This is a genomic window from Citrobacter braakii, assembly GCF_002075345.1.
Lineage (GTDB): Bacteria > Pseudomonadota > Gammaproteobacteria > Enterobacterales > Enterobacteriaceae > Citrobacter > Citrobacter braakii.
In genome coordinates, this window is record NZ_NAEW01000004.1 from 21220 (window position 1) to 37369 (window position 16150).

Below are 16150 nucleotides of genomic sequence, written 5' to 3' on the forward strand. Positions count from 1 at the left end.
ATTTTGTTCAAAATCATTTTTCCGCATTTTGCGTGCGGAATAATTCTGAGAAAAAATCCACTCCGGGGCTGCAAGCCTGCTGGGTTTGAGTGCGGAATTAAAATGTCGAAAAAATGCGGAGTTATCTATTTTTCGCCAAAACTGCGATTTAATGCCCGGAGGCCGCGCAGAATGGGGAGATAGTGGATCGCCCTAATATTTCCACTATGTGGATAACTCAGTCTAAATCCATCTCCACCACTTCCCCGAACAGGTGGCCGTAAACGTCCATCGTAGTTTTGATGTTCGAATGCCCAATGAGGCGAGAAACCTTCAGAATATCGACGCCTTTATTTGCCAGGCGAGATACAGCAAAGTGACGAAGATGATGGAATCGCTTAATGCCATAGTCGTTCAGGGTTCTGACGAGAACCCCCTGAGTGCCATAGCTGGTAGCGAGGCATGCGCCGGTAAACTGATTACAGATAAGAGGCTCAGAGGAACCAAGCTTACTTTTATCCAGCAACGTGAAAAGCTCACGCGGCATCCGTACCCGGCGCTCCACACCTCTTTTCAGCCCCTCATGTATCACACCGTCAACTACATGCCCCCGGATGTCGATCCATTCGGCTGACACGTCGTTATAAGTAACCGCCAGAGCCTCACCGATACGAAGGCCACAAATCCCGAGCCAGCACGCGATGCGCTCACGAACTGGTGCGTTATTCAGTAGCTCTCTGACCGATGATGATGGCGGTATGGTGATGGGTCGACGCTTTCGGCGCGCGGGACGGTCAACAGGGTTAAAAGTGATGAGCCGCTTTTCCACCAGCAGGAAGAAAGCCGAACGAATCCAGCGATGGCAGCCAGGGCGAACCGAATCAACGATATCCCGATGGCTGATATGAAGAATATTTTTTTCCAGTATCGGCCCGTCTACTGCGAGAAGATCGTGACGGCATTTCGTATATGACGACAGCCGTATGATATTTTTTTCCAGCTTGCCGGCCTGATACCCCAGATAAAACAGAATTAACTTTCGGAAAGTCCAAGAATGGTCTATTCCGGTCCAGCTGGCAGTTCGACAATCCAGCTCGATATTCTGTTTTTGCCAGAAAAGATGTGCGGCATCATCAATATTCTTAAAAATGCGGCGGCGCCCATGACCGGATTTTTCATCCTTCCAGTGGACGTAATATTTTGATTGTCCATTGGCATCAGTGGATTCTTTTATCGAAGCCATACTGAACAATCCTCACTCAAAAAACATTACAAAAGCCACTCAGTGAATGCCTTTTGCAATGCACGTAAAAAAGGCCGCGAAAGCGACCTTTTGAATTTATTAATCAGTGTTGCCAACAGTGTAAATAATGGTGCTACGAATAGCTCCCTCATCATCACGCCATTGGGATTCTGATACTTTCAGCAGAACCCATCCCTGAGCGAGCAGCCTGTTGACTTTCGCGCTATCCTCGATCTGATTGACTTCTTTTACTTTAGTGATATCAAATTGTTGGTCGGACATGAAACCTCCTTGCTGAGTGAGGCTTCATGATAAACGAATGAAGATAGAAATACTTCACTGTACTTTTCTATCAATAACCCCATAAAGGGATACGTATTCATTTATCCGTATCGGGGGATAGTGTTATTGTCGGTCCTGCTCGATTTGACGGATGCCCGCCAGCTGGTTATTCGCTTTTTCGATAGCGGCCAGCAGCGGCTTGATCCAGAGAACAGCCTGGCAATACGTCAGCGAGCTGGTGGTAATGGTGCCATCACCGGCTGCGTCAGCGTTCCCGGAATCGGTGTGCATTGCGCTGGCACGTAAATCGTTCGCGTAGCTGAACAGCCCACCAGCGACATCAGCAGGAACAGGCAGATCGCAGGTTTTTTCACGGTGGAGGATCTCCCGGTATTCGATAACAGTTTTATCGGATCTGGCATCAATAAGTGAGTTAAGTCGGCTGGCGTTTTCGGCTACCTGGTTAAACCGGTTGAAGTTGAAAGCCTGTGCAGCGATGATCTCTCCCTGCAGGTTGTTGTCGCTGCGCAGAACGTCATTATCACTCTTCAGCGTAGCGACGTCAGATCGGCTATTTGCCAGCAGAACACACAGCACGGCAACAACGATAACTATCGCCATCAGTGTCAGCGGCTTCCAGTATCTTTCAAGAATGCCCATCATGACAGGAACACATCACGCTCAGCCTTGCGGCGATTCGTGAGCCCCGGCATAACCTTCCCGCCTGCCTTGTTCCATCGTAGGAACTCATCAGCAGCCCCTTTGATATCGCCAGCATTAAGCTTTTTAAGGAGAGTTGAAGTTGAAAGAGCGCGCGAGCCAACGTTGTAAGCGAACGATACCAGCGCATCAAACTGGCCTTGCGTCAGTTTCACCCTAACTAACTTCAGCACGTCGTTTTCATAACTCACCAGCCCTATTTTTAGCAGACGATCAGCAGTGGCCTGGTCAATCGTCATTCCCGGCCTTACGGGCTTGCCGTCTACCGGATGAGTCCAGCCATAGCCAATCGTCCACGGCGCACCACCTGTCCCTGGGTCTGGATAGGCAGTCAATCGACAACCTTCGAATTTTTTTATCAGTGCAATGCCTTCAGGACTGGTTTGCATCGTTAACCCCCACCTTTTTGGCTGCGAATTTTTTAATCAGATTGCCGATCGAATCGGTGCCGATGTATCCAATAAAGACGCTGGCTATGTAAGCGAGGTTGCTGCTAAGTCCGATAAAGTCCAGAAGGTCGCGAACGAACCAGGCAATCATCGCACACATCAGTGCGTCAATTAGCGTTTTTGTTACCGCACCGCCGTTATAGCGACCGCGCAGGTACGCCATGATGAAAGCCAGCATTGCGCCAATACCCTGCTCCTTGGCGGCAAGTAGCGCAGCGATGAAATCTTGTTTATATGGCATTTTCATAGGCCTCACCTCCGATAGTTCGGATGGCGCTGTGTGTGATGGAATGGGAAATTTAATTCAGAGGAAATAGTCGATGTAAGGAGTTCACATCAAATCGCGTAAAGCCTCATTGAGGTCGATACGCCGAAAACACTTAAGCGCTGTCTGGCGGCTACTGTTGATGATATTAACCTTACCGGTCAGTGCCCTGGCGGTATTGGCAAACTCCCCGCGCCATCGCGTAACACTCTCTGCTGTTGGGTTATCCAGCCCGACGTGATCACCATGCCAGTGACTGCCACCGGTAATGGAGCAGTCAAAACCTAAAAGAATGATGTTTTTCGCACCCTGGCTGGCCGCAAACAGAATAGAGCGCTGTCCGGAGTTGAAAGCCCACCTAGTATCTGTATCAAACAGATTTAGCCCATAGCGTTTATGAGCCCGGTAATTGCAGGTCCAGCAAGAAACGGAGGACGGCAGAACGTCGATATTTGCATCCCACCAGCGAAGATCACCCGCGTAAACGTATTCACAATTAGGTACGGCTCGCCAAGTGGAGTTAACAGCAATAACCGGCAACCCCGATCCTGAGATCAGTTCGCAATCTGATTTATTGAGAGACGGGCCGGATGCACAAATGATGAATGTATTCATTCGTGTTGACCTGGTTCGGGAGTAATTGGTTACGGTTGCCGATGCTTATCTTCGGCTTGTCTCTGAGGACTGCAATTAACCGTAACGGAGAGAGCACTAAACCTACTGTGACGGGTTATCGTCACTCTTTCCCCCGAAGGGTGGCCCTCGACGCAAAACGCCCATAAGCCCAATGCTCTTTCCTGTTACGAAAAAAGCCCGCTTAAGCGAGCTTTTAGAATACATTCCCTATGGTTAGTCCCATAGTTTTACTGATTCATCTGCTTTCGTTTTTTTGCCAAGAGGCTCATTTTCAATCTTTAAAACAATTGACTGTTTTACCATCTCACTGAAAGCATTTAAATCATCAGAGCTATCAATAGTTACAGAGACGTTATTATTCTGATTGTCTGCCAACAGGACATAGACTAATTTACCATCCATTACATGCACGTTAATTCGCGTAGCCATTGGCCGAGGTATCGGAGGTTCATCATCAATCACTGTATACAATTCAAAGGTCGCGCCATTGACTTTATCGATGGTGAGCTCATCAAATGAATTGGCCCAATGACCGTTGCCATCTAATACATATACATAAGGATGATGTGTATAGCCCTCTGTTTGGAACGACTCAGCGGGTAATTCCAATGAATTAATATAAACTTCTATAAAGTTATTTATAGATGTACGTATTAATTCATTATACTGATGCCTGTTATCTTTTAGCTCTGCCCTTTTATTTTTAAAATCTTTAAACGTAATCATACTATTTCTCTTTTCAAATTTCCTCGATAACAGTATGCCACGATAAATCGTCACGAAAAGGTTGGCAGCTTTATTATGTGCAGTGCAACCAACAAAAAACCCGCTCGAAGGCGGGTTTGATTTCGTGCAGGCGCAATAACCTACGATTTGAAGCATACACGACAACTTCGGACAAAATCAAGCTTAAAGTATCTAATATGCTAAATTTTGTTCACATCATCACAAAAACTCGTTGCATCCTGAAACGCTGAATCTGCTTTTTGTTCTTCCCTGTGGCAGACATCAACAAGCACCTCCAGAAACGGTTTCCAGTTGCGAGTCCATGTTCTGACGTGTAGCTCCGGAACACGCTTCAGTATTGTTTTATAGGCTGCAGTAGACGGCACCCCAGAAAATCCATTTCCGCTGCAGCGCTCGCAGGTTTTAAACACCGGCGCGCCACGCTCGCCTGTGGCTTTGCGGTCGAGCACCTCACCTTTGCCGCCGCAACGGCATCGGGCCAGCAGCTCCCCCTTACCGTTACATGCCGCGCATCTACGCTTGACCAGTTCGTGCTTGATTTTCGGCGGTACGATTTCCATTCCGTCAGAGTTGAAGACTCCAGGATGTTTGATCACATCCTCATACTGAGAGGTTAATCCGCTGCCGCTGCAGCTGTGGCACGTCACGCTGGTTTCCGCTGAACGGGAGTATTCGGCAAAGGCGAATTGTGCGAGCACCAGCATACACCAGCCAAACTCGCCTGCAGCTGCTTTACGTACATTCCTGGGCGCCGACTCCATCGCATGACGCGCCAACGCCTGAACTGCGAGCTGCTCGTCGCTTTTGCTGATCCCAGTCTTACCAAAGAAGGCAGCCAGACCAAACCGCGCGCGGCTGCTGGTGGTACCAATGGCCGCCATAACATCAGTGCTGGTGATACGATCCGGAGAGGTTCCTTTCACGTCGTCGCTGATATGCATTCCCTGAGGGCTGAAGTGTTTTAGCGATGCCTCAAGCTTCATTGTTCGCACTCCCCAACCAGATTAAGAATGACCGCAGCGCCGTTGTCTTCCATGTATTCGCCCTTTCCACTTGCCAGAAACCAGCTGCAAACCTCTACAGCTTCAGCACGTGTCACAGGTTTGATGGTCGCCAGCAATTTTTCCAGGTATCGCTCACGGTCGTACACAGATTCATGGTGCTCGGAATAACCAAATTCGTAACCGAGTTCCTGACCTGAAGTGTGGCGAACGCTGTAGAGCCAGTCCCAGTAAACAAACTCACGAACAACATCTGACAGTGTATGAGGCTCTGGCAGAACGTCACGATAGCCATCAACATATGCGCGACGCTGATCATCAATTTCATTCATACGACTGCCGTCAATGCTTCCATCTCTTTTTTCGTCTACTGTCCATCCCCACTGGTAATCATCAGTAAATTTTGGGGAAGACCTGATCACTCGCTCGGCCTCTACGTCCTCCATCGCTGCTTCATAGCTGCCGAACGTAGCGCGCACATCAGCAGCTTTCTTGATGTTTTCCCGTGCATTCTGAATAGCACGCACCGGGTTATCCATGCCGATGGTACCGAAAGCTACCTGGAAAGGATCGCCGCCATTCGCCAGAAGATAACGGGAATACCGTTCCTCGGCCTCTTTTGGAGAGATTTTAATTTTCTTCAGCGCGGCTTCTGCTGCGTCCAGATGTGCCGGTTCATTCAGGCGGATAACCTCCAGTACCCACAGATAGGCATCAGTCTGTTTATGCCCGGTGATTCTCCGTTGCTCAGGTAGAGGTTTGATGTTTGCCAGGGCTGAGCTGTGCGCTGCCGTCGGGATGGTGAATAGTGCTTTATGTTCGTTGTTATCTGTACGCATTACGCAGCCGCCTTTTTCTTTTGGAAAACCAGCTCACGAACCTGATCGCCGTTCATGAGCATATTGTTGAAATCATCGTGATCGGGCCAGTACACGCTCACTCGCTGTAGGTCATTCTTTGCCAGCAGATTGGCATGAGCGCATTCATAGGCCGCAGCCAACCCGGTAGCGCTGTTCTCGTCACGGTCAGCAAAAATAATGAGGTGCTTAACGCCAGCCGGAACGCGGAATTTCTTCATGAAGTTGGCCGTCATGGTTGCCCAGGTATTTACGTTATAAATCTGGTGCGCAGACAGAGCCGTTTCGATGCCTTCGGCGATACCAAGTGTGCTGGCCACCGGGAACATCCTGATCGCCACTGAACGGGCGTGATCAAGATAGTTATCTTCCTGCAGGGATTTTTGTCGCTTTGCACTGGTGCCGATATCTGCCTTTTTTGCGCCATCGAGTAATGTCTGGTGCAGATAGCACAGTTCTCCTTTATCGTCGGTGGCGAGGGAATAAAGCGACTGATACACCCTCCCTGCATGGCGCTGCTTATCGTTGAAGCGGATCGCTTCAAGCGGCAGACTGAAAATGCCGCGCGCGTTGAGATACGCAGCACCAGAAGTGCCACGCAACGGCTGCAGCTTCGCGAACTTATTCAGAACCTTTGTACGCAGGCTGGTAGCACTGCTGCTGACCGGGATTTTTACACGCTGAAAATCATTACCGATCAGGTGGTCTATTTCCCTGCAAACCTCATTAAATGGCTTCCCCTGTGTCAGTGTGACAAGCTTCATACCGTCACCGCTGCCGCAGGTACAAATCCACGTCCCCCGACCGTCGCGGTCGTCAATACGTAGCTTGCCGCGCGCTCCACATACCGGACATTCGCCTTTAAAGTGGTTTTTACCAGTGATCGGCGGAAGGCCGAAGTGCTCAAAGATGGTAGGCCAATGCCCAATTGCTGCTTCTGCCGTCTTCATGCTCGTTTTCCTAACTGCTGTTTGATATCGCTAATCACTTTCTGTGCTTGCCGAATGGAGGATGGCGCAGGTGCACCAGATGCCGCCTGCATACGTTTGGCCTTCTCCTGACCTTTCGCATAAGCGATCAATTTGTGCCGGATGAAATTCGAAACAGTCGGTGTGATCTCCATCGGGAAATCGCTCAGCCCGTTAGGCCACTCGTCAAAACGATCGCGAAAAGTGTTTGCGCACCAGCCATCACTAACGGGCTTTTTCCCCTGCGATACGCGCTGGCGCTGATAGAATTTGATCTGACTCCACCAGGCCTGTTTCTCTGCCTTCGTGGGCTGATGCTGGTCTTTACCCAGCTTTTTGAGTTTGCGTCCGGTGTCAGTATCGACGTCCTCACCGCCCAACGGCTTATGTCCGCATTTCGGGCATACGTACACACCAGCGGGTTTCATGTAGTGGCATTGAGAACATTCATGGGGGAGTTTTTCGGCCCGTTCCTCAGCTGCGCGGCGCGCGCTTTCCTCCATGCCGTCAGACTTCCCTGGAAGATCGTCATACTCGATAGAATCCGGATAACCAAGGCGGTGCACGGTACCGCTGTGATCGAATATGAGGCAGGACTCTTTACCCGGTGCGGTGCGCAGGCCACGCCCGAGCGCCTGCAGCCAGCGAATTTCGCTTTTTGTTGGTCTGGCGTAGATGATGCAGCGAACGTCACTATCGAAGCCGGCCACCAGAACGCCCACACTAACGATGATTTTCGTTGCGCCGGTTTCAAAGCGGTGAATGATGGTCTGGCGCTCATCCACTGGAGTGTCGGCGGTCATGACCTCAGCGTTAACACCCGCCTGGTTAAACTGGATTGTCAGGAAATTGGCGTGGGCTACGTTGACGCAGAAAGCGATGGTAGGCAGATCCCGGCCATTCTCCAGCCAGTTCTGTACGATGTCGCCCACCAGCGTAGAGCCACACATAATTTCAGCCAGCTGCGTTTCGTTGTAATCGTTGCCGTATTCAAGCGAAGACTTGGTTTTTACGCCTTTCAGATCCGGCTTTGTTGGTGCGTAAAATTCGTATTTACTCAGATCGCCACGCTGGATTAACTCGCCAATGGTGGTCGGCTTAATCAGTCGGTCATAGTATTTGCCTAGGAACGGAGAGAACGGCGTACCCGACAGGCCAATCACCTTTACGCCTTTGCCGCGCAGCCGCTCGATATCCTTCAGGATGCGTTTTTTACGCAGGTGTGCTTCGTCGATAATCAGCAGATCAATATTTTCAGGAAAAACACGACGAATAAGCGTGTCGGCGCTGGCAATCTGAATTTTACGGGCTGGATCGTAGTTCGGGTGATCCGCCCAGATATAACCGATTTCATCCCCCGGTAACCCGTACTCCACAAAGCGATTGGCCGTTTGACCAATCAGGATGGTGTACGGTGCACAAAACAGAACGCGCATACCACGGCTGACGAACCCGGCAACGATGAAAGCGGCAAGACCAGTTTTACCGCTACCAGTTGGTGAGTACACCATGAAGGTGTCGTTTTCCTTCCAGTCTCGGCGCAACATGTTTAGCGCTCGTTCCTGTGCAAAATTCGGCGTGATCGTCAGCTCCATTGTGCTGCCCCCGTGCTGATGAGATAATAATTTTGTGATGTGGTTTTCATGGATTCCCCCTCACATGGCTGGTGGCCTCCCCAAAGGCTGCCAGCCTCCCTTCTGATTCAGCTCCTCTGAAAAATCACTCTTCCAGGAAGAACCCTTTTCGTTTCTCAGCGCCTGAACGCCTTGTACTATCTTGCTGATACGGGCGTTTTTTTAATTGCGCCCTTAAGACTGGGATCTACTTAACCAATGGATCTCTCCTGTTGGAAAAGACCCTATTCCTACCCCTGCACCCAATCCCCCCTTACCCCCCTTTCCCTCTTCCCCATAAAAACGTACTACTTCCCTAGTACACATGAGGAGTTGGGTCAGTTGGTTGCCAACCTGAACAGGCACCTTTAAGCCTGCTTCTGTTCGGGTACCTTTAAACCCGAAACAATCAGGAGCGCTGTCGCGTTCCAGCCAGGGGAGGTTCGGCGGTATACCCCTGTAAAGCTCTGCCCTGATTTCTCACAAACAGGCGAAGCCTTGTGTTTGCTTCATGCCTTGCCCGGTTCTCCTTGCGGTACGAAACGGGTTCAGCCTCGAACGTCTCCTGATACACAGCTGCATAACGCTGGAGCGCCTTTTGTCGTGCAGTGGGTGTCAGGCTGAATAACTGCTGCTTAATCCACTCGGCATCCGCTTGTGAGTAGGTTTCCGGCAGTATTGAGTTATCGAAGTTGCTCTCCGGTATGTTCATCGGAAAAAACCTCATCCAGACTGGTTTCATATCCGAGCTGCTTAAAAGCGCTCACGATTCGTTTACCCACCTCAATGTCAGGGATTCGACGACCAGTTTCGTAATGGCTAACTGCCCCCTGAGAACTGGCAATCAATGTGGCCAATTCTCCCTGCGTAACCTTTGCTTTCAGCCTTAGGCTCTTGATTCCGCTCATTCGGATAGTTCCTATCTAAATAATACATAACGTACTATACACACTTCAAACAATAATACAAAATGGAACTTGTTCAAAAAATACGGATTGTAATAATCATGAACATGAAACAGAGATGGCAGGACCTGGCTAAATCCAGGATGAAAGAAGTCGGAATGACTCAAGAACAACTAGCTGAAGCTCTAGGAATAACCCAGGGTGGGCTAGGTCATTGGTTGAACGGTAGACGCGAACCCAACCTGGAGGTCATAGCAAAGATTTTTAACATACTTAAAATGCCAGGTTTCGTGGTGAATGCTGATGGAACGGTCAGTGACTCCAGAGCCGATCACAATGTGACATTCATCGGAATTAACGAGTCGAAAGGAAGCTACCCTGTAATTAGCTGGGTAAGTGCAGGGGATTGGATGGAAGCTGTAGAGCCATATCATAAGCGGGCTATAGACCGTTGGTACGATACAACTGTGGAATGTTCAGAGGATTCATTTTGGTTGGACGTGCGAGGTGATTCAATGACATCACCAGTCGGCCTAAGCATTCCGGAAGGTATGGTTATACTGGTCGATCCTCAAGTGGAGCCTATCAACGGGAAATTAGTTGTAGCAAAGCTTGATGGAGACAACGAAGCCACTTTCAAAAAACTGGTTATCGATGCTGGCCAACGATTCCTCAAGCCGTTGAACCCTCAATATCCGATCATTCCCATAAACGGTAATTGCCGTATTATCGGCGTCGTGGTCGATGCAAAAATAACCAACCTGCCATAGTGCACAAGCCGCGAAAGCGGCTTTTTTATTCCCTCCGTCACGAATCAAACAAAAAAAACCTTAACAAACATAGAGATAAAAATTAATACATCAGATTAATCCGTTTTGTATTGACGATAATTAATACGTTATGTATTGTTTAATCATCAACAAGCAAACGGAGCAAGAAGATGAGCACTCAACAATTGGTGTCTGAAAATGGTCCCATCCACAAGCTAGCTATGGATATTGATCGCGTGGTAAACGTGCTTGAATATGCCGAATCTGATCCAGATACTGGCTATAAGCCAGCAGCCCTCATTCAAATTTGCATTAACCAATTAAAGAAAAATCTTTCAGTTATAAATCACGAAATCGGGCATGACTGGCCGGAGAACAAACAATGATGACTGATACTGTAGTTCTCAATAAAGATGAAACAAGTTCGATGCTCATGAGTTGGGCTCACGATATAACTTGTTGTTCATCTTCATTATGGCTACTTCTTGAAAGAATGACCTCTGAGGAAGAAATAAGAGAACACGCGTTAATTACTTTGGTTGTAAAAACACTAGAAGAAGTAAACGAACAAATAAATAACTTCGAAATTAAACAACTATAAACACCAACAATTAATAAAACACCTTAAATGGTGTGACCAAACTCACCTTGAGGAAATGAAATGCAAACTTCACTTTCTTTTAACAAGCCAATTAACGCGCCTCAAATGTTATTTGGCTCTGACAATATTAATGATTTTGGAAACAGAGTTAAGAGCTGCAGGATGGAAGGTGATTCAATGCAGCAGACTATCGAACCCTGTGAGGTAGTGGCTTTTGTTGATTGTGGAGGCCGCGTTCTTACACCCGGTATATATGTTTTTACTTGCGATGTTTTCGGCCGTAGTTGCCTGTTCATTAAGCGAATAGAGCCATTGCCGAACGGCGCATTAAAGATTATTTCTGACAATCTCCATTACCAAACTTTCACGCTTAATGCTGGTGAGCAAAAAGACATGCGTATCCACGGAAGGGTCGTCGCTTCTTTGGCTGTGAGGCACTTCATATGACTTTCATTATAGATAAATCGGCATATAGAACAGCATGCCTTTATGCGTCCTGCGGTTACGAGGTAATCGCGCGGCTTTACCTAAAAAAAGCATATGGGAGATAGAAAATGTGGAACCCAAAGACGGCTGGGATAGATGAAATTCTTTTAGAGGCAGAGAACCTCAACACCATTCTGGAAATAGTAATAAGCAATAACGAGTTAAACACAAATCAAAAGAATTCTTTGCTAGGTATGGCTCTTAATGCTTCGGCGAATTTATTGTACTGGTGTGAAGCGGAGGAAAAGCGACGTGGATAACTTAATCAATACGTATCGCCACAGAATTCTTAAATCTGCGTTATTACGCCATCAGCGAAAAACAGGAAGCACCTGCATCATCTTTAATATGCCTAAGGGTGGAATTAACACTATCGAATTAACAGAGATACTAATTGACGGCCTGTTGAGGCGATTCGAAAAAATGATCCTCAGTGAGTACGGAAATATTGAAGGTGTAAAAGCCATCCGAGGAATTTACAGCAACGCCGTAGATGTGAATGGCAGCGGTGAATTCCTGACAGAAAGCGGAAAGGCATTAATCGACGAGCTCATTTCTGAGCTGGTTGAGTTTGCCAAGAAAAAATCAGTCACAGCGGAGACAAGCCATGAGTGATCAGACACCAATTATCACGCACGAACCAGTAAATATCGTGCTGACGATCGAGAACGGAAAGGTTATCCACGCGCGCCCAGTTCAGAACGGCGAGGTTACAGCATCACTAGAGACATTTTTATGGATGGCAGAACAAGCCGGTTACACGGTAACCCCACCAGCAGGAGGCAATGACAATGACCCTGACAGCGATACGAATTCCTGAGTGGGTACACCTGCAGGCGGTCCATGTACTCCGCCAGTTCAGAGCCAGGCGGATTCATCCCTGCCGTATGCACGGCTCCGGGAACCTAAGCCTGCGGGTTAATCGCCGCTGGCGGCTGCTGTCCCGAGACGGCGGCCAGAACTGGGAAGTGATGAGCCATGAACGATACAGCAAACGGAAGGACAGAAAATGAAAATCCAATACCAGGACTATGGCGCCGTAGCGAACATCGTTATCACCAGTACGGTGTTTGAGTTCCGTAAACATAACCGGGTGGTCGATGCCACGCTTCTTTGTACGCCCAGCATCATTGCAGCCCGCAGTGGCGTGTTCTTCATGAAATCAGTTTTGTCCGGTAAATCTCGCGACATGCTGCGTGCTTACAGAACAGTATTTCGGGAGGCGACACGATGAAATCTTTCCTCCTGTCTATGCTGTTTGGCCTGTTATTGGTGGCCGTCGTGTTCGGCGCGCTGATTGAGTACAAATTTTTAATGAACTTCTAATGGTGTTCGGGATGGCAAAAGATTTATTCGATGTGGCTAGAGTTCCAGCAGATCGTGTTGCAGCCAGGGTTATCGGTAAGGGCATTGATTGGCAGCCAAACAAAAAACGCGAGCAGGGTGATAGCGAAACACCACTCCCTACTCTTGAAATATGTCAAATGGATCGAGCGCAGCGGGAACAATTTTATTTATTCCGAGGGAGGGTTTTCGGGCGAATGACCGTAATTGGGATCGCCGCTATCAAACAAGGAGACAGTATGCGCTACGTGGTTCGTTGCGCCTGCGGTACGTACACATATCGGAGAGCAAAGGCGATTAAAAATCCGAAGAACAACATGGATTGCTGTGATTACTGTAGACATCTGCTGCATTTGAAAAGGGATGAAATCCATCGCCGAACAGGTAAAAACCTCAAATGGGAGGATTTGCCGTGAGTAAACACCAAGACATTATTAATCGCTGGACCCGTTTAGCATCGGAGGCCAAAGAGCTGGGACTCACCACCATACCGATCGACCCAGAAAACATGTTGATGGTACTGGGAGAACTTCCAGCCAGTTCGGCTGAAAAGTCAGCCGATTATCAGAATGACTATCAGGCAGCGATCGACATCTTGCGCGACAGAGCTGCTCGCGAACTCAATGGTGGTTTTCGAGCACATCACAACGCCCTGATTTATGCAGCTAATGAACTGGAAAATGCCCAGGCTTTCGGGCAGGAGGTCAGCCATGAGTCTTGACTGTGTACCCCTTTCTACATACTGCAGGGACGCAGGGGAAACGGTAGAAGCCGTTAACAAACGGATACAAAGGGGGTTATGGAAGGAGGGTGTACATGTATTAAAAGTCGATGGCGTTAAAGAACGCTGGATTGACTTAACGGAGGTTTCAAAGTGGGCAAGAAAGAACAAGGATCATTATCTCTCCCAAGAGGAGTAACCATCCGCCAGCATAAAACTGGCGATACTCTGGTTATCACTTTCACATACAAAGGGGTTCTGTGCCGGGAGCCCCTCTCCAAAATGGAAGCGAACGCGCGCGGTGTGAAGTACGCCGAGCGCCTGCTCGGGGAGATACAAAACCAGATCGTCAGCGGCACCTTTGAATATGCTAAATATTTCCCTAACTCAAAAAAGTTGGAACTGTTCGGGGTAGTGAAGAAGACCAAAAATATAAAGTCTTACCTGGACGAGTACCTGAAAATCTGCCAGAACCGCAACCTGTCTCCGTCGACCATCAACGGTTATGAAAAATGCCTGTCGGCGCTGTCAGCTCTGCATAAACTCCACGTCTCAGAACTGACACCAGCTGTCCTTAAAAACTGGATAGCCAGCCGGAAAACGAAGCTGAAAACGACCAGGAATAACCTCTCGTTTCTGCGCAGCGCCATCGATGAAGCGGTGACGGATGGCTTGCTGACTATTAACCCGGTAACCCTTGTCAGCGCCAGCCGGTACCATGTGATCGACAGCAGCCCGAGCGCCGACGATTACGAGGTTGACCCGTTCACGCCAGCGGAGACCCTCGCCATTTACCAGAGCTGCAGGTACCCGGAATGGGAAAACCTGTTCCGCTTTGCTTTCAATACCGGTCTGCGGAGCTCCGAACTGTGCGCGCTGCGCTGGCCTGATCTCGACACCATCGCGAACACAGCCCACGTTCAGGCGGCCAGTGTCGTAGGGGTACTTAAAGGCACCAAGACAAAAGCCGGTACCCGTAAGGTGGAGCTGAACAGTGAGGCGCTGACGGCCCTGCAGGCGCAGAAGCAATACACCTTTATGAAAAGCGAGTTCATATTCAGCGATCCGAAAACGGGAGAACCCTGGGCGAACGCCGACGCTATCCGTAAAAAAGCATGGGTGCCGACCCTTAAAAAAGCTGGCGTGCGCTATCGTAACCCGTACCAGACGCGGCACACATTCGCCACCAAGCATATTAGCCAGGGCGTTAACCTCTTCTGGCTTGCCGGACAGATGGGCCACAAAGGGCCGGAAATGATATTCCGCAACTACGGTAAATACCTGGCTGAATATGACGGTAAAACCGCGATTTCAGCCGCGCTGTAGCGGGGGAAATATTTCAAAATGTTGGACAGAATCAGGACGTTAGACAGACCTCAATATGCACGTAAAATGCACTTGATGCCTGTTACAGTGACAGAATTGTTTATTTTCAATGAGTTAAATGCCTTTCGGACGCGAGTTCAACTCCCGCCAGCCCACCAAAATTCTCCATCGGTGATTACCAGAGTCATCCGATGAAGTCCTAAGAGCCCGCACGGCGCAAGCCCTGCGGGCTTTTTTGTGCCCTCAATTTGTCCCGCGAAGTCTGATGCCAACTAATTAAATCCGATCCTTTTAGGCACCTTGTTAGGCACCTAATAAAGCATTATTGTTTTTGAGGTGCCTAAAACTATGGAAACCCGACAACGTGGCTCAAATGAAAATACGAACAGATTGCTCAGACAATATTTTCCAAAAGGAACTGACTTATCGGTTCAGAGCCAGCAAAGACTTAACAGTGTTGCCAGACAACTCAACGAGAGGCTGAGAAAAACGCTAGACTTGAATCACCCGCAGAGCGGTTCAATAAGTGTGTTGCGTCCATCGGTTGAACTCACAGCCAGAAGCGGAAGTTGGAGTGCAAGAGACTCTCTAAAAGTTGATGGTTCGTTTTGCAGGGAGACTTACATATACTTAATATATCCATGCTTAATAACGACAATTAATTATTATTTAACCTAACACTGAATGCGGCTTTTTGACCCACCACAAAATTACCATATTGATCGCTCACAGCTGCACAAAATGGATAAATACCGTCATCAGCACTTACAGTTTTTTCCTAAAGCCAGCGCTTCGTTCGTGTGCCATGCTTAATCACGCTAATAACTTATAACGCTAAGCGAGGATATTATGAAAAAGACAATTATCGCATTATCTGCAATTCTGCTGGCTTCTCCCGTTATTGCCGCGACGACACACGCAACTGATAATGATGTAGCTGCCGCACACGAAAATGCTAATACCGCAAAAGAAAAACTGCATCAGGCGCAGAATCAGGGCGAAGAGCAACAGTTAAAAGCAAAACATGCTGCTGAAGGTAAACAAGATGACCTGAGCAGTAAAGTGAGTGAAAGCTCACAAAAAGCCTGGAATACAACCAAAGAAGGTACTGAAAAAGGTTGGAATGCAACAAAAGAAGGTACCGAGAAAGGCTGGAATAAGACCAAAGAAGGTGCTGCCTCCGTTGAGAAAAAAGTCAGCGAGTAATCTTCCAGCCATTCAATAAAAAAAAGCCGCT

At 48.4% G+C, this 16150-nt stretch carries 26 protein-coding genes and 1 pseudogene; 14 read left to right on the top strand and 13 right to left on the bottom strand.

Features of this window, described 5'->3' with window-relative positions; all coding sequences use genetic code 11:
• Positions 1–217 precede the first annotated feature (217 nt).
• From BZK42_RS09930 to BZK42_RS09990, 13 genes are all read right to left on the bottom strand, one after another.
• Entirely contained in the window at positions 218–1222 is a 1005-nt protein-coding gene (locus tag BZK42_RS09930) for a tyrosine-type recombinase/integrase (protein WP_080859085.1), read from the bottom strand.
• A gap of 99 nt (positions 1223–1321) precedes the next feature.
• Positions 1322–1504, bottom strand: a complete 183-nt coding sequence (locus tag BZK42_RS09935; RefSeq protein WP_080859086.1) for a hypothetical protein — start codon at positions 1502–1504, stop codon at positions 1322–1324.
• Positions 1505–1627: 123 nt separating this feature from the next.
• Positions 1628–2164, bottom strand: a complete 537-nt coding sequence (locus BZK42_RS09940) for a hypothetical protein (protein ID WP_143329699.1) — start codon at positions 2162–2164, stop codon at positions 1628–1630.
• Positions 2164–2613, bottom strand: a complete 450-nt coding sequence (locus BZK42_RS09945; protein WP_080859087.1) for a lysozyme — start codon at positions 2611–2613, stop codon at positions 2164–2166. Before BZK42_RS09945 ends, BZK42_RS09940 begins: the two co-directional genes overlap by 1 nt.
• Positions 2597–2920, bottom strand: coding sequence for a phage holin, lambda family (locus BZK42_RS09950; protein WP_080859088.1), 324 nt, complete (start codon positions 2918–2920; stop codon positions 2597–2599). Before BZK42_RS09950 ends, BZK42_RS09945 begins: the two co-directional genes overlap by 17 nt.
• Positions 2921–3004: 84 nt before the next feature.
• Positions 3005–3553, bottom strand: coding sequence for a hypothetical protein (locus BZK42_RS09955; RefSeq protein ID WP_080859089.1), 549 nt, complete (start codon positions 3551–3553; stop codon positions 3005–3007).
• A gap of 234 nt (positions 3554–3787) precedes the next feature.
• On the bottom strand, positions 3788–4300 hold the full coding sequence (locus BZK42_RS09960) for a hypothetical protein (protein ID WP_080859090.1): 513 nt from the start codon (positions 4298–4300) through the stop codon (positions 3788–3790).
• Positions 4301–4500: 200 nt separating this feature from the next.
• Positions 4501–5304 (bottom strand): antitermination protein, encoded by an 804-nt coding sequence (locus tag BZK42_RS09965; protein ID WP_080859091.1) that lies wholly within the window; start codon positions 5302–5304, stop codon positions 4501–4503.
• Positions 5301–6161, bottom strand: coding sequence for a helix-turn-helix domain containing protein (locus BZK42_RS09970; RefSeq protein WP_080859092.1), 861 nt, complete (start codon positions 6159–6161; stop codon positions 5301–5303). Before BZK42_RS09970 ends, BZK42_RS09965 begins: the two co-directional genes overlap by 4 nt.
• Positions 6161–7129: a toprim domain-containing protein gene (locus BZK42_RS09975; protein ID WP_080859093.1), complete on the bottom strand. Its 969-nt coding sequence runs from the start codon at positions 7127–7129 to the stop codon at positions 6161–6163. Before BZK42_RS09975 ends, BZK42_RS09970 begins: the two co-directional genes overlap by 1 nt.
• Complete coding sequence (locus BZK42_RS09980) at positions 7126–8742, bottom strand: DEAD/DEAH box helicase (RefSeq protein ID WP_080859094.1); 1617 nt, start codon at positions 8740–8742, stop codon at positions 7126–7128. Before BZK42_RS09980 ends, BZK42_RS09975 begins: the two co-directional genes overlap by 4 nt.
• 427 nt (positions 8743–9169) lie before the next feature.
• Positions 9170–9472 carry a hypothetical protein gene (locus BZK42_RS09985; RefSeq protein ID WP_080859095.1) on the bottom strand — a complete coding sequence of 101 codons (303 nt, stop codon included), beginning with the start codon at positions 9470–9472 and terminating at the stop codon, positions 9170–9172.
• The gene (locus BZK42_RS09990) at positions 9444–9668 is read right to left on the bottom strand and encodes a helix-turn-helix transcriptional regulator (RefSeq protein WP_080859096.1); all 225 of its coding nucleotides are present in this window, start codon (positions 9666–9668) and stop codon (positions 9444–9446) included. The genes BZK42_RS09985 and BZK42_RS09990 overlap by 29 nt, the downstream gene beginning before the upstream one ends.
• Before the next feature lie 98 nt (positions 9669–9766).
• Between BZK42_RS09990 and BZK42_RS09995 the strand changes: the two genes are divergently transcribed.
• The 14 genes and pseudogenes from BZK42_RS09995 to BZK42_RS10065 all read left to right on the top strand — a co-directional run bounded on the left by BZK42_RS09995 (position 9767) and on the right by BZK42_RS10065 (position 16119).
• On the top strand, positions 9767–10435 hold the full coding sequence (locus tag BZK42_RS09995) for a LexA family protein (RefSeq protein ID WP_048214552.1): 669 nt from the start codon (positions 9767–9769) through the stop codon (positions 10433–10435).
• 170 nt (positions 10436–10605) lie between these two features.
• Positions 10606–10821 carry a hypothetical protein gene (locus BZK42_RS10000; RefSeq protein WP_080859097.1) on the top strand — a complete coding sequence of 72 codons (216 nt, stop codon included), beginning with the start codon at positions 10606–10608 and terminating at the stop codon, positions 10819–10821.
• Positions 10818–11036, top strand: coding sequence for a hypothetical protein (locus BZK42_RS10005; RefSeq protein ID WP_048214553.1), 219 nt, complete (start codon positions 10818–10820; stop codon positions 11034–11036). The genes BZK42_RS10000 and BZK42_RS10005 overlap by 4 nt, the downstream gene beginning before the upstream one ends.
• Before the next feature lie 60 nt (positions 11037–11096).
• Positions 11097–11483, top strand: coding sequence for a S24 family peptidase (locus tag BZK42_RS10010; protein WP_080859098.1), 387 nt, complete (start codon positions 11097–11099; stop codon positions 11481–11483).
• Positions 11484–11774: 291 nt separating this feature from the next.
• The gene (locus BZK42_RS10020; protein WP_080859100.1) at positions 11775–12137 is read left to right on the top strand and encodes a hypothetical protein; all 363 of its coding nucleotides are present in this window, start codon (positions 11775–11777) and stop codon (positions 12135–12137) included.
• The gene (locus BZK42_RS10025) at positions 12130–12342 is read left to right on the top strand and encodes a hypothetical protein (protein ID WP_080859101.1); all 213 of its coding nucleotides are present in this window, start codon (positions 12130–12132) and stop codon (positions 12340–12342) included. Before BZK42_RS10020 ends, BZK42_RS10025 begins: the two co-directional genes overlap by 8 nt.
• Positions 12314–12535 carry a ParE family toxin-like protein gene (locus BZK42_RS29660; protein ID WP_080859102.1) on the top strand — a complete coding sequence of 74 codons (222 nt, stop codon included), beginning with the start codon at positions 12314–12316 and terminating at the stop codon, positions 12533–12535. Before BZK42_RS10025 ends, BZK42_RS29660 begins: the two co-directional genes overlap by 29 nt.
• The gene (locus tag BZK42_RS10035; RefSeq protein WP_080859103.1) at positions 12532–12756 is read left to right on the top strand and encodes a hypothetical protein; all 225 of its coding nucleotides are present in this window, start codon (positions 12532–12534) and stop codon (positions 12754–12756) included. The genes BZK42_RS29660 and BZK42_RS10035 overlap by 4 nt, the downstream gene beginning before the upstream one ends.
• A gap of 103 nt (positions 12757–12859) precedes the next feature.
• On the top strand, positions 12860–13282 hold the full coding sequence (locus BZK42_RS10040; RefSeq protein ID WP_143329694.1) for a hypothetical protein: 423 nt from the start codon (positions 12860–12862) through the stop codon (positions 13280–13282).
• Positions 13279–13587 (top strand): hypothetical protein, encoded by a 309-nt coding sequence (locus BZK42_RS10045; protein ID WP_080859233.1) that lies wholly within the window; start codon positions 13279–13281, stop codon positions 13585–13587. The genes BZK42_RS10040 and BZK42_RS10045 overlap by 4 nt, the downstream gene beginning before the upstream one ends.
• Complete coding sequence (locus tag BZK42_RS29260; protein ID WP_000050710.1) at positions 13577–13786, top strand: hypothetical protein; 210 nt, start codon at positions 13577–13579, stop codon at positions 13784–13786. The genes BZK42_RS10045 and BZK42_RS29260 overlap by 11 nt, the downstream gene beginning before the upstream one ends.
• Positions 13741–14913 carry an Arm DNA-binding domain-containing protein gene (locus BZK42_RS10055; protein WP_080859105.1) on the top strand — a complete coding sequence of 391 codons (1173 nt, stop codon included), beginning with the start codon at positions 13741–13743 and terminating at the stop codon, positions 14911–14913. The genes BZK42_RS29260 and BZK42_RS10055 overlap by 46 nt, the downstream gene beginning before the upstream one ends.
• 360 nt (positions 14914–15273) lie before the next feature.
• Positions 15274–15461, top strand: a pseudogene (locus tag BZK42_RS10060) (transposase); the annotation flags it as partial.
• 301 nt (positions 15462–15762) lie between these two features.
• Positions 15763–16119: a hypothetical protein gene (locus BZK42_RS10065; RefSeq protein WP_080859106.1), complete on the top strand. Its 357-nt coding sequence runs from the start codon at positions 15763–15765 to the stop codon at positions 16117–16119.
• Positions 16120–16150: the final 31 nt, after the last annotated feature.

What these genes read in the sequence shown, in the direction of transcription:
- BZK42_RS09990 (WP_080859096.1), bottom strand. Translation starts at nt 9,668, where the DNA reads ATGAGCGGAATCAAGAGCCTAAGGCTGAAAGCAAAGGTTACGCAGGGA.
- BZK42_RS09980 (WP_080859094.1), bottom strand. Translation starts at nt 8,742, where the DNA reads ATGGAGCTGACGATCACGCCGAATTTTGCACAGGAACGAGCGCTAAAC.
- BZK42_RS10065 (WP_080859106.1), top strand. Translation starts at nt 15,763, where the DNA reads ATGAAAAAGACAATTATCGCATTATCTGCAATTCTGCTGGCTTCTCCC.
- BZK42_RS09975 (WP_080859093.1), bottom strand. Translation starts at nt 7,129, where the DNA reads ATGAAGACGGCAGAAGCAGCAATTGGGCATTGGCCTACCATCTTTGAG.
- BZK42_RS09935 (WP_080859086.1), bottom strand. Translation starts at nt 1,504, where the DNA reads ATGTCCGACCAACAATTTGATATCACTAAAGTAAAAGAAGTCAATCAG.
- BZK42_RS29260 (WP_000050710.1), top strand. Translation starts at nt 13,577, where the DNA reads ATGAGTCTTGACTGTGTACCCCTTTCTACATACTGCAGGGACGCAGGG.
- BZK42_RS09970 (WP_080859092.1), bottom strand. Translation starts at nt 6,161, where the DNA reads ATGCGTACAGATAACAACGAACATAAAGCACTATTCACCATCCCGACG.
- BZK42_RS29660 (WP_080859102.1), top strand. Translation starts at nt 12,314, where the DNA reads ATGACCCTGACAGCGATACGAATTCCTGAGTGGGTACACCTGCAGGCG.
- BZK42_RS10000 (WP_080859097.1), top strand. Translation starts at nt 10,606, where the DNA reads ATGAGCACTCAACAATTGGTGTCTGAAAATGGTCCCATCCACAAGCTA.
- BZK42_RS09995 (WP_048214552.1), top strand. Translation starts at nt 9,767, where the DNA reads ATGAACATGAAACAGAGATGGCAGGACCTGGCTAAATCCAGGATGAAA.
- BZK42_RS10040 (WP_143329694.1), top strand. Translation starts at nt 12,860, where the DNA reads ATGGCAAAAGATTTATTCGATGTGGCTAGAGTTCCAGCAGATCGTGTT.
- BZK42_RS10005 (WP_048214553.1), top strand. Translation starts at nt 10,818, where the DNA reads ATGATGACTGATACTGTAGTTCTCAATAAAGATGAAACAAGTTCGATG.
- BZK42_RS09940 (WP_143329699.1), bottom strand. Translation starts at nt 2,164, where the DNA reads ATGGGCATTCTTGAAAGATACTGGAAGCCGCTGACACTGATGGCGATA.
- BZK42_RS09960 (WP_080859090.1), bottom strand. Translation starts at nt 4,300, where the DNA reads ATGATTACGTTTAAAGATTTTAAAAATAAAAGGGCAGAGCTAAAAGAT.
- BZK42_RS10025 (WP_080859101.1), top strand. Translation starts at nt 12,130, where the DNA reads ATGAGTGATCAGACACCAATTATCACGCACGAACCAGTAAATATCGTG.
- BZK42_RS09930 (WP_080859085.1), bottom strand. Translation starts at nt 1,222, where the DNA reads ATGGCTTCGATAAAAGAATCCACTGATGCCAATGGACAATCAAAATAT.
- BZK42_RS09945 (WP_080859087.1), bottom strand. Translation starts at nt 2,613, where the DNA reads ATGCAAACCAGTCCTGAAGGCATTGCACTGATAAAAAAATTCGAAGGT.
- BZK42_RS10035 (WP_080859103.1), top strand. Translation starts at nt 12,532, where the DNA reads ATGAAAATCCAATACCAGGACTATGGCGCCGTAGCGAACATCGTTATC.
- BZK42_RS09985 (WP_080859095.1), bottom strand. Translation starts at nt 9,472, where the DNA reads ATGAACATACCGGAGAGCAACTTCGATAACTCAATACTGCCGGAAACC.
- BZK42_RS09950 (WP_080859088.1), bottom strand. Translation starts at nt 2,920, where the DNA reads ATGAAAATGCCATATAAACAAGATTTCATCGCTGCGCTACTTGCCGCC.
- BZK42_RS10010 (WP_080859098.1), top strand. Translation starts at nt 11,097, where the DNA reads ATGCAAACTTCACTTTCTTTTAACAAGCCAATTAACGCGCCTCAAATG.
- BZK42_RS09955 (WP_080859089.1), bottom strand. Translation starts at nt 3,553, where the DNA reads ATGAATACATTCATCATTTGTGCATCCGGCCCGTCTCTCAATAAATCA.
- BZK42_RS09965 (WP_080859091.1), bottom strand. Translation starts at nt 5,304, where the DNA reads ATGAAGCTTGAGGCATCGCTAAAACACTTCAGCCCTCAGGGAATGCAT.